The sequence below is a fragment of the Streptomyces hypolithicus genome (genome assembly GCF_052934925.1).
Genome location: NZ_CM128811.1, coordinates 528,473 through 545,680, shown reverse-complemented (window position 1 = coordinate 545,680; position 17,208 = coordinate 528,473). Strand labels below are relative to the sequence as shown.

General features: G+C 72.3%; 15 protein-coding genes. 8 read left to right on the top strand and 7 right to left on the bottom strand.

What is annotated here, in order from left to right; genetic code table 11:
• Nucleotides 1-14 precede the first annotated feature (14 nt).
• From ACU6WZ_RS02665 to ACU6WZ_RS02650, 4 genes are read left to right on the top strand one after another with little or no spacing between them, the layout of a single operon-like run.
• Entirely contained in the window at nucleotides 15-1,313 is a 1,299-nt protein-coding gene (locus ACU6WZ_RS02665) for a polyprenyl synthetase family protein (protein WP_447031513.1), read from the top strand.
• Nucleotides 1,310-2,869: a phytoene desaturase gene (locus tag ACU6WZ_RS02660; protein ID WP_447031512.1), complete on the top strand. Its 1,560-nt coding sequence runs from the start codon at nucleotides 1,310-1,312 to the stop codon at nucleotides 2,867-2,869. Before ACU6WZ_RS02665 ends, ACU6WZ_RS02660 begins: the two co-directional genes overlap by 4 nt.
• A complete protein-coding gene (locus tag ACU6WZ_RS02655) occupies nucleotides 2,866-3,912 on the top strand; it encodes a phytoene/squalene synthase family protein (RefSeq protein WP_447031511.1) in 1,047 nt (348 codons plus the stop codon). The genes ACU6WZ_RS02660 and ACU6WZ_RS02655 overlap by 4 nt, the downstream gene beginning before the upstream one ends.
• The gene (locus ACU6WZ_RS02650; protein ID WP_447031510.1) at nucleotides 3,909-5,012 is read left to right on the top strand and encodes a Rieske (2Fe-2S) protein; all 1,104 of its coding nucleotides are present in this window, start codon (nucleotides 3,909-3,911) and stop codon (nucleotides 5,010-5,012) included. Before ACU6WZ_RS02655 ends, ACU6WZ_RS02650 begins: the two co-directional genes overlap by 4 nt.
• Before the next feature lie 83 nt (nucleotides 5,013-5,095).
• On the opposite strand, the gene ACU6WZ_RS02645 is transcribed toward ACU6WZ_RS02650, so the two are convergent.
• The 4 genes from ACU6WZ_RS02645 to ACU6WZ_RS02630 all read right to left on the bottom strand — a co-directional run bounded on the left by ACU6WZ_RS02645 (nucleotide 5,096) and on the right by ACU6WZ_RS02630 (nucleotide 9,321).
• Nucleotides 5,096-6,661, bottom strand: a complete 1,566-nt coding sequence (locus tag ACU6WZ_RS02645; RefSeq protein WP_447031509.1) for an FAD-dependent oxidoreductase — start codon at nucleotides 6,659-6,661, stop codon at nucleotides 5,096-5,098.
• Complete coding sequence (locus ACU6WZ_RS02640; protein ID WP_447031508.1) at nucleotides 6,658-7,395, bottom strand: class I SAM-dependent methyltransferase; 738 nt, start codon at nucleotides 7,393-7,395, stop codon at nucleotides 6,658-6,660. The genes ACU6WZ_RS02645 and ACU6WZ_RS02640 overlap by 4 nt, the downstream gene beginning before the upstream one ends.
• 1 nt (nucleotide 7,396) lies before the next feature.
• Complete coding sequence (locus ACU6WZ_RS02635; protein ID WP_447033815.1) at nucleotides 7,397-8,590, bottom strand: lycopene cyclase family protein; 1,194 nt, start codon at nucleotides 8,588-8,590, stop codon at nucleotides 7,397-7,399.
• Between the two features lie 173 nt (nucleotides 8,591-8,763).
• On the bottom strand, nucleotides 8,764-9,321 hold the full coding sequence (locus tag ACU6WZ_RS02630; RefSeq protein WP_447031507.1) for a DUF4383 domain-containing protein: 558 nt from the start codon (nucleotides 9,319-9,321) through the stop codon (nucleotides 8,764-8,766).
• Between the two features lie 305 nt (nucleotides 9,322-9,626).
• Between ACU6WZ_RS02630 and ACU6WZ_RS02625 the strand changes: the two genes are divergently transcribed.
• Nucleotides 9,627-10,208, top strand: a complete 582-nt coding sequence (locus ACU6WZ_RS02625; protein ID WP_447031506.1) for a fasciclin domain-containing protein — start codon at nucleotides 9,627-9,629, stop codon at nucleotides 10,206-10,208.
• A gap of 143 nt (nucleotides 10,209-10,351) precedes the next feature.
• On the opposite strand, the gene ACU6WZ_RS02620 is transcribed toward ACU6WZ_RS02625, so the two are convergent.
• On the bottom strand, nucleotides 10,352-11,188 hold the full coding sequence (locus tag ACU6WZ_RS02620; RefSeq protein WP_447031505.1) for a MurR/RpiR family transcriptional regulator: 837 nt from the start codon (nucleotides 11,186-11,188) through the stop codon (nucleotides 10,352-10,354).
• Nucleotides 11,189-11,556: 368 nt separating this feature from the next.
• On the opposite strand from ACU6WZ_RS02620, the gene ACU6WZ_RS02615 reads away from it, so the two are divergent.
• From ACU6WZ_RS02615 to ACU6WZ_RS02605, 3 genes are all read left to right on the top strand, one after another.
• Nucleotides 11,557-13,305, top strand: a complete 1,749-nt coding sequence (locus tag ACU6WZ_RS02615) for a pyruvate dehydrogenase (RefSeq protein ID WP_447031504.1) — start codon at nucleotides 11,557-11,559, stop codon at nucleotides 13,303-13,305.
• Nucleotides 13,306-13,512: 207 nt separating this feature from the next.
• Complete coding sequence (locus tag ACU6WZ_RS02610) at nucleotides 13,513-14,289, top strand: hypothetical protein (RefSeq protein ID WP_447031503.1); 777 nt, start codon at nucleotides 13,513-13,515, stop codon at nucleotides 14,287-14,289.
• Between the two features lie 167 nt (nucleotides 14,290-14,456).
• Nucleotides 14,457-14,894 carry an ATP-binding protein gene (locus ACU6WZ_RS02605; RefSeq protein ID WP_447031502.1) on the top strand — a complete coding sequence of 146 codons (438 nt, stop codon included), beginning with the start codon at nucleotides 14,457-14,459 and terminating at the stop codon, nucleotides 14,892-14,894.
• A gap of 99 nt (nucleotides 14,895-14,993) precedes the next feature.
• Here the strand turns inward: ACU6WZ_RS02605 and ACU6WZ_RS02600 are convergent, their stop codons facing one another.
• Together ACU6WZ_RS02600 and ACU6WZ_RS02595 are read right to left on the bottom strand one after the other, a co-directional pair.
• Nucleotides 14,994-16,046, bottom strand: coding sequence for a DUF2637 domain-containing protein (locus ACU6WZ_RS02600; protein WP_447031501.1), 1,053 nt, complete (start codon nucleotides 16,044-16,046; stop codon nucleotides 14,994-14,996).
• 195 nt (nucleotides 16,047-16,241) lie between these two features.
• Nucleotides 16,242-17,123, bottom strand: coding sequence for a (2Fe-2S)-binding protein (locus ACU6WZ_RS02595; protein WP_447031500.1), 882 nt, complete (start codon nucleotides 17,121-17,123; stop codon nucleotides 16,242-16,244).
• Nucleotides 17,124-17,208: the final 85 nt, after the last annotated feature.

Below are 17,208 nucleotides of genomic sequence, written 5' to 3'. Positions count from 1 at the left end.
GAGAGGAAGTGCGCATGCGCCGCACCCGGACGGAGGAACCCTCCTCCACCGGCGGCCAGAACGGGCTCGACGACCCGAGCGGCATCGACACGGACGTGCCGGGCGCCGTCGGCCTCATGCTCGAACACATCCTGCGGGAGCGGGTCGACGCGGCAGCGGTGATCGATCCGACCTTTGCCCGCGATGTCGCCGCCCGCGTCTCACACTTCACCCTCGGCGGCGGAAAGCGCATGCGCTCGCAGTTCCTCTGGTGGGGGCTGCGGGCGTGCGGAGGCGGTGCGGAGGCGGACGATGCCGAGGCGGCGCTGCGGCTGGCCGCCGGACTCGAACTCATCCAGACCTGCGCGCTGGTGCACGACGACGTGATGGACGGCTCGGCGCGCCGCCGGGGCCGAGCGGCCGTACACACCGATTTCGACGCGCAGTACGGGACGTCCGGCGGCGGGCGTCCCGGTGGTTCGTCCGGGGCCGGGCGTCCCGGTGGTTCGTTCGGCGGGGCCGCCGCGATCCTCGTGGGCGACCTGGCCCTCGCCTGGGCCGACGACATCGTCGCCGACACCGCTCTCCCCCCGGACGTACGACGGGCGGTCCGGGTCATCTGGCAGGCCATGCGTACCGAGATGGTGGCCGGCCAGTACCTCGATCTGCACGGGCAGGCCACCGGCTCGCGGTCGGCCACGGGGGCGATCCGTACCGCGTCCCTGAAGAGCGCGCTCTACTCGGTGGAGCGCCCCCTGGCGCTCGGCGCGGCGCTCGCGGGCGCGGACGAGCGCACCTCGGCCGCGCTGTGCTCGGCCGGCCGGTGCGCCGGGATCGCCTTCCAGCTCCGCGACGACCTGTTGGGCGTGTTCGGCGATCCGGACGTCACCGGGAAGCCGTCCGGGGGCGATATCCGGGAGGGCAAACTCACCTATCTGGTGGCGGTCGCGCGTGCGCGCGCGGAGGCGAGCGGCGACCGGGGCGCGCTGACGCTCCTGGACCGCGCGGTCGGCGACGCGGATCTGTCCGAGGAGGGCCTGGACCGGGTACGGGCGGCGCTCGAATCGACCGGTGCCCGCACCGTCGTCGAGTCGAAGATCGAGCGGCTGGTCGCCCAGAGCACCCGTCACCTGGCCGGCGCCGCTGCGGCGCCCCGCGCCGACCGCAGGCTGCGCGAACTCCTGTACGCCGTTGCCGGGGTGCCCCAGGCTGCCGCGCCGCCGGGCCGTACGGCGCCCGCGTCCACCGCGACCGGCGTGCGGCCCGGGCACCCGCCGCCCACGGGTCGCTGCGAAGAGCTGTGTGAAGAGCTGTGCGACGAAGGGATCCGATGAAGAGCCTCAAGGGCCCGACCGATCATGTCGTGGTCGTCGGAGCCGGTCTCGCCGGCCTGTCCGCCGCCCTGCACCTGCTCGGCGCCGGCCGGAGGGTGACCGTCGTGGAGCGCGCGCGGCAGCCCGGCGGCCGGGCGGGGCTGCTCGAACGGGGCGGCTACCGCATCGACACCGGGCCCACCGTTCTGACCATGCCCGACCTCGTCGAGGAGGCGTTCGCCGCGGTGGGCGACCGGCTGGAGGACCGCCTGGACCTCATCCCGCTCCACCCCGCCTACCGGGCCCGGTTCGCCGACGGCAGCGCCCTCGACGTGCACACCGGGGCGCAGGCGATGGAAGCCGAGGTCGAGCGTTTCGCGGGCGCCCGGGAAGCCGCGGGCTACCGGCGGCTGCGCGGCTGGCTGGAGCGCCTCTACGCGGTTCAGATGCGCCGGTTCATCGACACCAACTTCGACTCGCCGCTCCAGCTCGCACACCCCGACCTGGCGCGGCTCGCCGCCCTCGGCGGCTTCGGCCGGCTCGACGCCCGCATCGGCCGGTTCATCTCCGACGAGCGGCTGCGCCGCGTGTTCTCCTTTCAGGCGCTGTACGCCGGAGTGCCCCCGGCCCGCGCCCTGGCCGCGTACGCCGTCATCGCCTACATGGACACCGTGGCCGGTGTGTACTTTCCCCGCGGCGGCATGCACGCCCTGCCGCGGGCCATGGCGCAGTCCGCCCAGGACGCGGGCGCCGACTTCCGCTACGGGCACGACGTGACGCGGCTGGAGCGTTCCGGGGAGCGGATCACCGCGGTCGTCACCGACCAGGGACGCATCCCCTGCGACGCGGTGGTCCTCACGCCCGACCTGCCGGTGGCCTACGGGCTGCTCGGCCACTCCCCGCGCCGCCCGCTCGCGCTGCGCCACTCCCCCTCCGCGGTGATCCTGCACGCCGGCACGGACCGCACCTGGCCGGGGCTCGGGCACCACACGATCTCGTTCGGCGCCGCCTGGAAGGGCACCTTCCACGAACTGACCCGCACCGGCAGCCTGATGAGCGACCCGTCCCTGCTCATCACCCGCCCCACCGCCACCGACCCGGACCTCGCCCCGCCCGGCCGCCATCTGCACTACGTCCTGGCGCCCTGCCCCAACACGGACATCGGCCCCGGTGTGCGGGACTGGCACGATCTCGCGCCCCGCTACCGGGACAGCCTGCTCGCCGAGCTCGAACGCCGCGGGCTGGACCGCATCGGCTCCGCCATCAAGGAGGAGTGCCTGGTGACGCCCGTCGACTGGAGCGCGCAGGGACACGCGGCCGGTACGCCGTTCTCCGCGGCGCACACCTTCCCGCAGACCGGCCCGTTCCGCCCCCGCAACCTGGTGCGCGGCACCGAGAACGCCGTCCTCGCCGGCTGCGGCACCACCCCGGGGGTCGGCGTGCCCACCGTGCTGATCTCCGGAAAGCTCGCGGCGGCGCGGGTCACCGGGGCCGGGCGGGCCACCGGAGCGGGTCGGCGGCGTCCGGCGCCGGCCGGCCGGCCGGCCCGTACCGGATCGGAGGGCACCACCGCATGACCGAGCACGAACTCGACGCGGCAGGCATCACCGCACCCGACCTGCGCGCCGCCTACGCCCACTGCCGCCGGCTCAACGCCCGGCACGGCAAGACGTACTTCCTCGCCACCCGGCTGCTGCCCGTCGAGCGGCGCCCGGCCGTGCACGCGCTGTACGGCTTCGCCCGCTGGGCCGACGACATCGTCGACGACCTCGCGAGCGATGCCACGCCCGCCGAACGGGCCGCCGAGCTGCGGGTGTTCCGGGAGCAGCTCGACAGGGGGCTGCGCACGGGGAGCAGTGAGGAGCCCGTGGTGACGGCGCTGGCGCACACGGCGGCGGCGTACGGCATCGAGCATCAGTACTTCGCCGACTTCATGGACTCGATGCGCAGCGATCTGGACGTCACGGACTATCCGACGTACGAGGACCTGCGCGGTTACATGCACGGTTCGGCGGCGGTGATCGGTCTGCAGATGCTGCCAGTCCTCGGCACCGTGGCCCCGCGTGAGGAGGCCGCGCCGCACGCCGCCGCGCTCGGTGTCGCCTTCCAGCTCACCAACTTCCTGCGGGACGTGGGTGAGGACCTGGACCGGGGGCGGGTGTATCTGCCCGCCGATCTGCTGGCCGCGCACGGCGTGGACCGGGATCTGCTGCGGTGGAGCCGGGCCACGGGGGCGCGCGACGGGCGCATCACATCGGCGTTGCGGGCCGCGGCGGCGCTCAACCGGGAGGTGTACCGCCAGGCGGCGCCGGGACTGCGGATGCTCGCCCCGGTGTCCCGGCCGTGCATCCGCACCGCTTTCGTGCTGTACGGCTCGATTCTCGACGCGGTCGCCGGCGACGGGTACGCCGTTCTGCACCACCGGGCGGTCGTGCCGCGCCGCCGCCGGGCCGCGGTGGCCGTCGACGGCCTGGCCCGGGTGACGCTGGCCCGGGTGCGGGCCCGTCAGGCCCGGCGCACCGCCTCGGAGTCTGCCGTCGGGGCCTGGTCGGCGTCCCGGGCACACCTGAACGCGCGCCTGAACGCGCGCCGGGTGCGGGCCGGGGAGGAGACGGCATGAGCGAGACCGCGCCGGAGCGCCCCTCCGGGCGCCAGACCCCGCAGGAGCGACCCGCAGAGCGCCAGCCCCCGCCGGAGCCCCCCTCCAGGCGCCCGCCCGTGCGCTCCGGCCGCTTTCCGCTGCGGCTGCGGCGCGCCCCCGTGCCCTGGGAGCGTCAGCGGCCCACCTGGCGCGACGCGAAGCCGGGCATCATCGCGGACGCCCTGAAGCACGCCCTGGCCCGGCCTTCGGGCAACTGGTACGTACTGGGCGCCACCCGGGACATCCGGCCCGGACGGCCGCTCGGGCGGACCGTGGCCGGGACCGAGGTGGTCGCCTGGCACGACGCGGACGGCCGGCTGCACGCGGGACCGGGAGCGTGCCCGCACCTCGGCGCACCGCTGAAGGACAGCCCGGTGCGGTGCGGCACGCTCATCTGCCACTGGCACGGGCTGGCGCTGGGCGGCTCCGCCGTCGCGGGCTGGGAGCCCTTCCCCGCGTACGACGACGGGGTCCTCGCCTGGGTGCGGCTGGACAGCGTCGGCGGCGAGGAACCGCTGGACCGGCCGGTCATCGCCGAGCGGCCGCATCCCGCCGGGGCGGTGGAGGCGGTGTACGCCGTCACGGGGCGGTGCGAGCCGCAGGACGTGGTGGCGAACCGGCTCGACCCGTGGCACGGGGCCTGGTTCCACCCGTACTCCTTCGTCGATCTGACGGTGGTGGAACCGCCCGTGGGGGGCGAGACCGACGCGGCCCGCGACGGGTTCGCGGTGGACGTCTCCTTCAAGGTGGCCGGTCGTGCGGTCGTGCCGGTACGGGCGGTCTTCACCGCGCCCGAGCCGCGCACCGTCGTCATGCACATCACCGAAGGGGAAGGGAAGGGCTCGGTCGTCGAGACGCACGCCACCCCGCTGGGGCCCGACGCGAGCGGGCAGCCGCGCACCGCCGTCGTCGAAGCGTTGGTCGCCGCATCCGGCCGCCCCGGGTTCGCCGTGGCCCGGGCGGCGGCTCCGGTGCTGCGACCGCTGATGCGGGCGGCGGCGGGACGCCTGTGGCGCGACGACATCGCATACGCCGAGCGCCGCTGGCAACTGCGCAGCACGGGACGCTTCCCCGGATAGGGGATCTTTCAGGGGCAGGGGCAGGGGCAGGGGCGGCGGCGGCCTTGGGGGGTGCTGCCGCGGCTCAGCGGCCGGCGTGGCGGTCAGCGGCCGGCGTGGCGGTTCAGGGCGCGCAGGCCGGCGACCCTGCCCCGGTCCGGCACGGTCCACAGGGTCTGACCGCGTACGCCCCACCGCTGGAGCAGCGCGTTGGCGGCGAGGAAGCCGCTGGTCGCCGCGCGCTCCATCAGGGCCACCGGCAGGTCCGTCCGTACGAGATCGCCCGCCATCATCACCGCGGGGTCCGGGGTGCGGACGCCGGGCCGGTCGGCGTGGCCGCCGACGGGGAACAGCGGGCAGTCCGCCCGCCATTCGTGGCGCTCGTCGACGACCTTCGCGTCCTGGGTCTCCGGGTACACCCGCTGCAGCTGCGTCAGGAGGCGTTCCTGCTCGGCGAGTCGGTCCGCACCCGGGTCGACGGCATACGCGTGGAGTTCGACGACCGAGCCGCCGGTGCGGGACGCCCAGCGCGCCGCCTCGCCCTCCCAGCGGTCCAGGACGCTGACGTTGTCGAGGGAGCCGTATCCGCTGGTGCCGAGGAAGCCGTGGCGGCCGGCCGAGACCGGGCGGTCCAGCCAGTACCGGGAGACGAGGAACGGCGGCGTGGTGCGCAGTCGCATGATCCTCGCGCGCCATGGCCCGTCGCCGAGCTGCGGGGAGCCCGCCACGACGTGCTGGAGTCCGACCGTGTCGAGCGCGAGGACCACACCGTCGTGGTGCGTGGCGGCCTCCTCGGTGGTGACCCGCAGCCCGCCACCGGCGACGGGTTCCACGCTCTCGACGCCGCGGCCGGTGTGTACATCGGCGCCGTGCCCCGTGAGGTAGTCGCTGAGCGGATCCCACAGCGCGGTGGGGAACGGTTCGTCGGGCACGTCGAAGAGCAGGCCTTCGCTGGAACCCAGGAAGTAGATGTGGAACATCAAGGCCAGTTCGGCCGCCGAGAGCTGCCGCGGGTCGGCGAAGAAGCTGCGGGAGAAGACCTCGAACGCCAGGTGGTGCGCCGCCTCGGGGAAGCGGATGCGTTCCAGCAGGTCCCAGGCGCTGATGCCGTCGAGGCGGTCGTACACCTCGGGCACCCGCACGTCGAGCAGGGGCAGTGCGGCACGCGGGTTCATCGCGGCGAGGTCGCGCCAGCCGAAGGTGGGGCTCAGCGCGACGAAGCCGAGCGCGCTCCACGGCGGGGTGCGCGGCACCTTGGCGAAGCTGTCCTGGAGGCCGCCGCTGTGCCGCAGCGGATAGTCGGGCAGCTTACCGAGCATGCTCAGCGCGGGGTCGACCCGGCGCAACAGGCCGCGCAGGTTGTAGTACTGGCGGAAGAAGGCGTGGAAGCCGCGGCTCATGGTCGCCGCGGAGCCGTCGGCCAGTTCGACGGGCCAGCCGGCCAGCCGTCCGCCGACGCTGTACTCGCGTTCGTACAAGGTGACTTTGACACCGCGCTCGGCGAGCGCGGTGGCCGCGGCGAGCCCGGCGATGCCGCCCCCGACCACCGCCACGGTCCGGGACTCTGCGCCGATACGGGGACGGCCGGGCGCCGGCAGCAGTACGCGCGCCCTGCGGTCCCGGCCCCGGCGGGCGGCGGAACCCGGCGGGGTGGTGGCGCGGGGGCTCATCGGCCGGGCTCGCCGGTGGTGGGGGCTCCGGGGAGCGCTCCGACGACGGTGTGCACGATTCCGGTCTGCCATCCGGGCATCGGCAGGGCGCGCACCCGGGTGAAACCCGCCCCGCGCACCCGTCGGCTGAACTCCCGCGCCGTGTCGAAGTCGACGACGCTGCGGAACAGATGGCGGTAGAGGCTGCCGTCACCCGCGAGGGTCCCGGCGGGCACCACGACGCCGTTGCACACGGCGGTCCACATCGCCCGGTCGGCGGGTCTGCCGCTGAGCGTGTACTCGTGCACGGCCAGCCGCCCCCCGGGGACCAGCCGTTCGCGCACCGCGTCGAGTACCGCGTCCGGGTCGTGGACGTTGCGGAAGAGGTACGCCGCGAAGGCCGCGTCGAACAGCCCCTCGACGCCCGCCTCGACGAGCCGTTCGGCGGGCGCGTGGACGAACGTCACGCCCGCCGGCCACGACTTGGCGCGGGCCCGCTCCAGCATGCCCGCCGAGGCGTCCACCGCGACGATCTCGGCCAGCGGCGCTGCCCGCAGGAGCGCGGCCGTCGACGCGCCGGTGCCGCAGCCCAGGTCCAGGAGACGCAGCCCCGCCCCGCCGGACGGCAGCCCGAGCCGGCGCGCCGAGCGGCGCAGGTGCGCGTGGTAGCCGGGGTTGAACGCGACCAGCCGGTCGTAGGTGCGGGCGGCGCGGTCGAACGCGCTCGACAGGGCCTCGTCGCGGAGCAGGGTCATCTCAGGTCTCTCGGTCGTCGGTGTGCCTGGGCAGCCACGGAAGCTCCGCGACGGTACGCAGCATGGGCAGGACGGGGGTGTTCAGGCCGATGCCGAAGTCCTCGTACATGCGGGTGTCGCCGTCGAGGAAGCGCAGCAGCCGCTCCGTGGGCACGCGGTGGAACAGCCGGGTGAAGAAGTGCGCACCGTCCACCCGGCCGGTGTCGAGGGCGCGCAGCATGACGGCGTCCATGGCCAGGGAGCGGGCGGAGTGCGCGGGCGGCGGCTGCGGCGTACGGCCCCGGTGGTACGCGGCGGCGACGGCCTGCGCCTGTCGCTGGACGGCGGCGAAGGTGTAGCCGGTGGACGGCCGGGTCGCGCCGCCGGCGGTGCCGATACGGAACACGGATGCACCGGCCCGGCGCGGGTGGCGGGCGTCCGTCATCGGGATGACGCCGTGTTCGACGCCGGTGACGTGGTGGCCGTCGAGGCCGAGGATGTTCGTCACGTAGTGGTTGAGGGCGTGGTCGTAGCCGTCGTCGTCGAGCACGGCGGGCGAGAACTCGGTGTACTCCACCAGGGCTTCGCTCGGGCCGACCGGCAGGACGTACCCGAACGACAGGCCGCGTGCCGGCTGGGGGGTGCGGAAGTCCATCAGGTCCGCCACGGCCGGGTCGAACACCGGTTGCTCGGTGCGCAGGAACCAGCCCCGGAAGTGCTGCAGCAGGCGGGTGCGGCTCGGTGGGAGCCGGGGCAGCGGCCGCGAGTCGAAGACCCAGCGGGCGCGCAGCGCGAACGGTTCGCCCTGGGCGGTGGTTCCCCGTACTTCAGCGCCCTCGGCCGCGTCGCGGACGTCGTCGACCACGGCTTCCAGGCGGCGCAGTTGCGGGGTGGCGTCGAGCCGGGCGGCCACCAGCGCCTCGAAGTCGCCGGAGCGCAGCATTTTGTAGCGCAACGGGGCGGTGGTGCCCACCAGCGCCCCACCGTCGGCGCCGCGCACCCGCAGGGAGTCCCAGGAGGCGCAGAGCGCCCGGTCGTACTCGCCGCCGGGCTTCTCCCAGAAGCACCAGGTGCGTTCGGGCGGTCTGAGCGGGCCCGGCGGAGCGTCGATCAGGGTGACGGCGGGCGGCCGCCGGGCGGCGGGGGCGCAGAGCCAGTACGCGAGGGACAGGCCGGCGGCGCCCGCCCCCACGATGGCGACCTCCGTGTCGTACACCTGCGGGTCGTCCGGCGGGTCGTACACCTCCGCGTCGTACAAGGAAACTCGCTCTCTCGTCGCACCGGTTCGGACGCTTCGGCCCAGCATTCCCCACCGGGCACCCTTTCGGATGCAGGCGCCGTACGAGACTCACCTCACCCGCGTCGCTCCTCTCATCCGCGTCACCGCCCTCAACCGCGCCGCGCCGGGAGCCCTTCGTGCGGATCGGGCTCCAGGGCGTGCGGGCCGATGGCGGCGCGTTCGCGAGCGTCGTCCTCGCGCGAGGCCCGGTCGGGGTGGCGCAGGCGCCAGTACGGGTTGTTGTGCGGCAGGCCGCCGGTGACCCGGCCGTACATGCCGAACGTCATGATCAGCAGGCCCATGACGAAGCTGAACACGATGTTGGGCATGCTGAAATCGAGGATGTTGGCGGGCCGGTCGAGGATGAAGATGTGGGCGAAACCGCTGATGAGGAAGAGCACGCCGACGGTCATGTTCACCGTGGACGCGAAGTTGCCGCCGACGATCCCGCCCGCGATCAGCAGCAGGCCGACGAGCACGGAGATCAGGCTGAGCAGGCCGTTGGTGGAAAGGCCCGCGACCTCGGAGCCGCTGGTGTTGAAGAAGGTCAGCTGATCGGCGAACCCGAGGCAGCCGAAGATGAGCAGGATCAGACCGCACAGGGCCGCTCCGGCGCGGTAGATGGTGGCCAGCCGATGGTCGACTGGGAGTTCGTCGCTGAGCTTCACGGCCATCTCCTGGGGCGAAAAGAAGGTGTGTTCGTCCTTATACGGTGATGGTGTGCCGATGGCTACGCATATTGCATTGTTTGTGCGTCGTTCGAGGCGACGACCACATAAATCCGTCATATCGCCACCAATCCGACTTCCGGGCGGCGACGAATCATTTGTGTGACGCTAGACCGAGGGCAACGGGCAACGCACGAAGCCGCACACTCTGTGACCGCGGCCCCCGCGAGACCTGCCGGAGCGGCCTTCCCGCCCGGCCGGGCCCCCCATCCCGGTACGCCCCTCCCCGGAGGAGGAATCACCTCATGAACATCCCCCGAATCCGCCGCTCCGTGCTCGCCGCCGCCGCTGCCGTGGCTCTGCCAGTGACCCTGGGCATCACAGCGCCCATGGCGTTCGCCGAGACCGGCTCCTCGGAGCCTTTCGGTACGGGTTGCGCCTCCGTACCCAAGGACGGCGCCGGCAGCTTCGACGGCATGGCCGACGACCCGGTGGCCACCGCCGCGTCCAACAACCCCGAGCTGTCGACACTGGTGGCCGCGGTGCAGGCGGCCGACCTGGTGGACACCCTGAACAACGCGAAGGACATCACGGTGTTCGCGCCGACCAATGACGCGTTCGAGAAGATCCCGAAGGCGGACCTCGACGCGCTGCTGGCCGACAAGGAGGAGCTCACCAAGGTCCTCACCTACCACGTGGTGGGCGAGAAGATCACGCCGGAGAAGCTGGAGAACGGCGACTTCAAGACCCTGGAGGGCACCAACCTCACCACTACCGGCTCGGGCGAGAACTACGAGGTGAACGACGCCTCGAAGATCGTCTGCGGCAATGTCCCGACCTCCAACGCCACGGTGCAGCTCATCGACACCGTGCTGATGCCCAAGTAAGGGGCGGGACCGGCACACACACCGTCCCCGGGCCGCATCCGTGGCCCGGGGACGGTGTGTCCTGCGCCCGGTGCGGCGCTGCGGCGGGTGCGGCGGCGCCCGGTGCGGTGCTGCCGCGGGTGCGGGTGCGCCGCGGCGCGGGATCAGACCAGTCCGATGCGGCGGGCGGTGTCCTCGCCCTGCTGCATGTGCTGGTGGGCGCCCTCCCCCATCGCCGTGATCACGCCGGCCACGATGGTCTCGATGACGGCGAGCGTCGGCGCGAGGCTGTCGTAAGGGGAGGGCGCGGCCACCTGGCTGGGCAGCACGACTTCGGCATGGGTGCTGGCGGGCGAGAGCCAGGTGTCCGTGAACACGATGACCTTGCCGCCGTGTTCCTCGGTGAGCTGGGCGAAGGCGAGCTTGTCGTCCTCGTACCGCCGGTAGTCGAAGAGCACCAGTACGTCACGGCGCGTCAGTGCGGCGAGCACGGCGGTGCGTTCGACGTCTCGGTCCGGCAGGAAGCGCACGTCGTCGCGCAGCTGCATCAGGTGCAGGCCGAGGTACTGCGCGAGGAGGTGGGTGAAGCGGCCCCCGGCGAGCGTGATGCGCCGTTTGCGGTCGGTGAGGAGGTGGACCGCGCGCTGGAGGTCATGGGGCGGCAGTTCGGCCAGGGTCTGGGCGACGGCACCGGTGAAGAGCTTGCTGCCGCGGTGGAGCAGCCCGCCGCCGCTGCCGTCGCCCGTATCCTCCTGATCCAACTGGTGGCCGTAGTGCGTCGATTCGTAGAGGGTGATCGGCGAGGCGTTACGCTCGTCGAGTTCCGTACGCAGGGCCGCCTGGAAATCGGGGAACCCCCGATAGCCGAGCCGACCGACGAAGCGCAGCACGGTGGGGGCGCTGACGGCGGCCCGCTCGGCGATGGTGGCGATGGTCTCGAACCCGGTCGACCCCTCCGCCGACGCCCTGGCCGACCCGTACGACCGGGCCGTCACCTTCACCACGGGCATGTTCAGCTGGCCCGACTACGCCGGCACCGTCAACGACTCGCACTTCGTCACCCGCGACCGCATGGGCCGGACCATGGCCTTCGTCGCCCGGGCCGTCAATAGTCCTCGCGGCTTGCGGCGTTGTCGTCAGTCAGCGACGCTCCTTCCCCAAGCTCTCGGCTTCGCTCGAGCAGGGGAGACCCCATCCGCCTCCCTCCTCCGCCTTGCAATCGAAGCCGCATGACACCGCTCGCTGATCCGCTCCCTGTCGTGGGGGAGGTCGTGACGCTGGGAGGCGCAACCGCGCACCCCGTGGGTTGATGGACTCGGCACACCGCCGACCGTCCGTCCGACCCGACCCGAAAGGGCGTGCGCACCCCATGGCCAAGCAGAAGGTGGCGGAGCAGTTCGTCGACATCCTGGTGAAAGCAGGCGTGCAACGCCTTTACGGCGTCGTCGGCGACAGTCTCAACCCGGTCGTCGACGCCATCCGCCGGACCCGGGGCATCGACTGGATCCAGGTCAGGCACGAGGAGGTCGCCGCCTTCGCGGCCGGCGCCGAGGCCCAGGTCACCGGCAAACTGGCCGCCTGCGCCGGCTCCTGCGGCCCCGGCAACCTGCACCTGATCAACGGACTCTACGACGCCCACCGCTCCATGGCCCCCGTCCTCGCCCTCGCCTCGCACATCCCGTCCAGCGAGATCGGCATGGGCTACTTCCAGGAGACCCACCCCCAGCAGCTGTTCGCCGAGTGCAGCCACTACAGCGAGATGATCTCCAGCCCCCGGCAGATGCCGCGCGTGCTGCAGAGCGCCATCCAGCACGCCGTCGGCCGCAGCGGCGTCAGCGTGGTGACACTGCCCGGCGACATCGCCTCCCAACAGGTCCCCGAACGGGCGGGCGAGCACGCGCTCGTCACCTCACGCCCGGCGGTCCGCCCGGCGGACGCGGAGCTGGAGAAGTTCATCCGCCTCATCGACGAGGCGAAGAGAATCACGCTGTTCTGCGGCAGTGGCACGGCCGGTGCCCACGCTCAGGTCATGCGGTTCGCCGAGCGGATCAAGTCCCCGGTCGGGCACGCGCTGCGCGGCAAGCAGTGGATCCAGTACGACAACCCGTACGACGTGGGCATGAGCGGCCTGCTCGGCTACGGCGCCGCCTACGAGGCCACCCACGAATGCGACCTGCTGATCCTCCTCGGCACCGACTTCCCGTACAACGACTTCCTCCCCGGCTCGGACGACGTGAAGATCGTCCAGGTCGATGTGCGGCCCGAGCACCTCGGCCGCCGCTCGAAGCTGGACCTGGCAATCTGGGGCGACGTACGCGAGACCCTGACCTGCCTGACACCTCGGGTGAAGGCGAAGACTGACCGCAGGTTCCTCGACAAGATGCTGAAGAAGCACGCGGACGCGCTGGAAGGCGTCGTCAAGGCGTACACCCGCAAGGTCGAGAAGCGGGTGCCGATCCACCCGGAGTACGTCGCCGCGGTTATCGACGAGATGGCCGACGACGACGCCGTGTTCACCGTCGACACCGGCATGAACAATGTCTGGGCCGCCCGCTACATCTCCCCCAACGGGCGCCGCAGCTTCCTCGGCTCCTTCACCCACGGCTCGATGGCCAACGCGATGCCGCAGGCGATCGGCGCCCAGTTCACGGACCGCAACCGCCAGGTCATCTCCATGTCCGGCGACGGCGGCTTCTCGATGCTGATGGGGGACTTCCTGACGCTGGTCCAGTACGACCTGCCGGTGAAGGTCGTCGTCTTCAACAACTCCTCGCTCGGCATGGTCGAACTGGAGATGCTGGTCGACGGCCTGCCGTCGTACGGGACGACGAACACCAACCCGGACTTCGCGGCGATCGCCCGGGCCGCCGGCGCGTACGGGGTCCGCGTCGAGAAGCCGAAGCAGCTCGCGGGCGCGCTCAAGGACGCCTTCAAGCACAAGGGCCCGGCGCTGGTCGATGTCGTCACCGACCCGAACGCGCTGTCGATCCCGCCCAAGATCCGGGCCGAGATGGTGAGCGGCTTCGCGTTGTCCGCCAGCAAGATCGTGCTCGACGGCGGGGTGGGCCGGATGCTCCAGATGGCCCGTTCGAACCTGCGCAATGTGCGCCGACTTTAGCGGAGTTCTAGGGGGCGTCCTGCGGGTCTCCGTGGCGTCGTCCCGCTCCTCCTTCCACGCAGATCCGCCGGACGCACCCTCCGTACGAGTGCAATCGCTGCCCGGACCGGGGCGGTGGCGGGGTGTCGCGGAAGTGTCAGAAGAGGTGACTGATACGCACCTCGGCCACCTGAGTCTTGATCGAAGGGTCTGTGAAGAGTGAAGCGAATGTTCTCCCCTCGCCGCCGCTACGGCCGCATGTCCGCCGTGACCGTTGCCGCGCTTGTCATCGCTGTTCCCGCCGCGATCGCCGTGGTCCCCGGCATGGTGAGCATGAGCTTCGGCGGCTCGGACGGGGTGGAGGGCGCGCAGGCCCCACCCGCTCCCATTTCCGGTACGCCGCTCGCGACCGGGCTGCTGCGGCTCGATCCGGCCACCACGCTCGGCCTGCGGGCGCACGGCATCGCCGCCACGCCGGTCGATGGGGCCACCGCGGCGCGGAACGGGGTCGGCCTGAGCGCCGGGAAGGGCAGCCGTATCGCGCACGCGCAGAAGAAGCTCCTGGGCGGCCAGGTCCGCTTCGACGGCGGCATCCGGTTCACGAACGGTGACCGGACGGTTGTCGTCGACCACATCGCCGTGGACCTGGGGACACGGGTTGTCACCGCAACCGTGGGCGGGACGTCCGATGTCCGGCTGGGCACCTTGAACGAGACCCGCGGGCGGCTGGTGCCGCGCGACACGTCCGCCCCGGTCGGCGAGGGCACCCCGACCGGCACCCCGACCGGCGGCACGACCTTCGCGATGGGCCGGCGGCTTGCGCTGGACCCGGCGGCGGGAGAGCGGATCGATGAGGGGCTCGGCGTGGAGCGGGTGTTCGCGGGCGAGCCGGGACGCGCGGACATCTACGCGTCGTTCGAAGCGGAGGCCGCCCTGAACGTCGACCTGGCGTTCGCGCTCGGACTGGAAGCGGACCTGGGGCTGGACGCCGCGCCGCTGCGCTGAGGCGGCATCGGCCGCCGCACTGCGCTCCCTGCGCGCTCCGGCGCACCACTTCGCTCCACACGGACTCCACATGGATATGAGTGCCATTGCCCATATGGGGCATGCATTCCGTGAACCAGTTCGAGAGGTTCGAGCGAAGGGACCGATTCAGCGTGCGGGTGGGGGCCATGACAGGGAAGCAGTCCAGCGGATGCGACAGGGAGGGGACAAGGTTTCACCTCCGGCGCAGACTGCGGCACGCCGACCTCACAGCCGTCCCCGAGATACGCCACGCGGTGCGCGACCTGCTGTGCCGCGGGGACGGCCAGAACTGTACGGACGTCGCCGAGCTCCTGACCACCGAGTTGGTCACCAACGCTCTGGTCCATACGGAGCACGGCGCGGAGATCACGGCCAGCGTCGCCGCCTCCCGGCTCCGCGTGGAGGTGCGGGACCTCGCCGCCGGCCATCCGAGGCTGCGCGCGCCCGTCGCCGACGAGGGGACGAGCGGCCGGGGCATCGTCCTGGTGCAGGCGCTCGCGGACGCCTGGGGCGTGCGGGCGCACGGGGTCGGGAAAGCGGTCTGGTTCGAGCTGGACACCGGCGGCAGCGGCGAGCAGACCTGAGGCGACCAAGTCCTGCTGATGCCGATCTGCCGATCTGCCGCTCCGTTGAGAACCGCCGGCGCCCTTGACCAGTCGATGCCTGATCAGCTGACGCCCTGATCAGCCGAACTGCTGCTCAAGGTCCTTGAGTTTGCGTTCGAGGGAGTCGAGTCGCGGCAGGGCCTGCGTGTCGTCCTCGGCGGTGAGGTCGACGGTGGCCGGCGGTTCAGAGCCCTTGGCGGGAAGGGCTTGAAGGGAGTGCCTTGACCGGGATGGCAACTGTCCCTGCTCCGGTATGGCAGGCTCCGCGACCGCCTTCGGCGGCGCGGAACCGGAACCCTGGGTGATCTCGACCTGCCGGCCGCCGCCCCGGCCGCGGCCCCAGGCCCTGTGCTGCCGGTTGATCGCCTTCAACTGGGCGCGCTCCAGCTTCTGGTGGTCCCGCCTGCGGATACGGTTCTGCTCCTTCTCCCGCACGTCCTCCCGCACCTCTTCGACCGCCTCGTCCAGGGTGCGTACGCCCTCCAGGAGCATCAGCGACCAGGCGCCGAAAGTCTCCCTGGGGGCCCTCAGCCACCGCACGATCCGGATCTGCGGCAGCGGACGCGGCACCAGGCCCTGTTCGCGCAGCGCCGCCCTGCGGGTCTGCTTGAGCGCGCGGTCGAAGAGCACCGCGGCGGACAGCGACATCCCGGCGAAGAACTGCGGGGCTCCGTCGTGGCCGAACCCCCTCGGTGCGTGCACCCAGTTGAACCAGGCGGCGGCGCCGGCGAACGTCCACACCAGCAGCCGCGAACCGAGCGCCGCGTCACCGTGGCTGGCCTCGCGCACCGCCAGCACCGAGCAGAACATGGCGGCCCCGTCGAGGCCGAACGGGACGAGGTACTCCCAGCCGCCGGTCAGGCTGAGGTTCTGCCGGCCGAAGCCGACCAGGCCGTGGAAGGAGAGCGCGGCGGCAACCGCGGCGCAGCAGAACAACAGCACATACGAAGCGGTCCCGTAGATCGCTTCCTTTCGCCTGCGCCGCTCCTCGGTGCGTTCCCAGGAGTCGTCTGCCGCGGCCTTGCCACCGGCGCGCTTCCCGCGCGCGAGCACCGCCACCGCCGCCAGGACCCCCGCGAGCATCACGCTGCCCGGAAGCAGCCAGTCCAGCGATAAGTCGGTCAGTCGCATCAGGGGTCCCTTGCATCGCGTTAGGGCGTTTCGGGCGCCATATTGGCGGAATCGAAGTGACCCAAAGGTGCTTTCGGCGCAAGTGAACGCCAAGGGAGTGCCGAAGCAGGTGAATCTGCCGCATTTCGTCGAACGGGTATGCGGCGAGAGCTGGTTACGTTCGAGTCATGCCACCCGATCGGGTGGCATGCACCGTCAAACCCTGGCGACGGAGGATGCCGCGGTGGCCGCGGCCTCCTCGCTCAGCTTCCGTACGCGCTCGGCGTCGCACGTACGCGGACACGTCACGCAGGTGTCCTCCGGGCGCAGCGTGTAGAAGAGGCAGCAGCTCGCCCGGTCGCGGGTCGGCAGCGGTTCCCCGTTCGGCCCGGTGAGTTCGCGGAAGCCGGCCGTGCCCGCGTACGGCTTGGTCGTGCCCGGCAGCAGCTCCTCCAGCTCGCGCATGGCGCGCCGCTCCTCGCCGAGCAGATGGGCCACGTACCAGAGCCCCTCCACGATCTCGTCGGTCGCCATGCCCCACAGCGCGCGCTTCCCGCGCCGCATCCGCGGTCCGAAGCCCTCCAGTACCGGCCCCAGGTGCTCGGCGACCGCGTCGCGCACCTCGCCGCGCAGGGCCTCCTCGTCGGCCACCACTCGGGCGCCGGGCAGGGCGGCGGCCGGGTCGCCCGGCAGGCAGGCGAATTCCCCGACCCGTACGGCCATCCGGCCCTGTGTCCGCTGGAAGGCGACGTTCTCGACGGGCATCCGGGGCACCCGGCGGTACAGGAACCAGGGCGCGGTGATCAGCAGGCAGGCCGGCCAGGCGTACCGGTGCAGCCCGAAGCTGGCGACGACGTCGGGGCGGGCCTGCCGGCCGTAGTCGCGGAGCACCTGCGCGTTGTCCCAGGCGAGGAAGGAGTCCAGGGCGGCGCCGCCGGCCGCCAGCTCGTCCGCCCCCACCCAGCCGCCGCCGCGCGGAGCCTGCTCCTCGGCCGCCCGCTGATGCACGCTCAGCCCGGAGAAGACCTCGGTCAGGCGGGCGTACGAGGCCGCGACGGGGGAGGTGGCCACGCTGGGGGCGGGAGCGGAGACGGGCATGCGGGGACCACCGAATCGCGATCGTTAGCAGGTAAGCCTTACCTTACCCGATCGCTTGGATGTGTGAACTGTGCCCCCCGCCGCC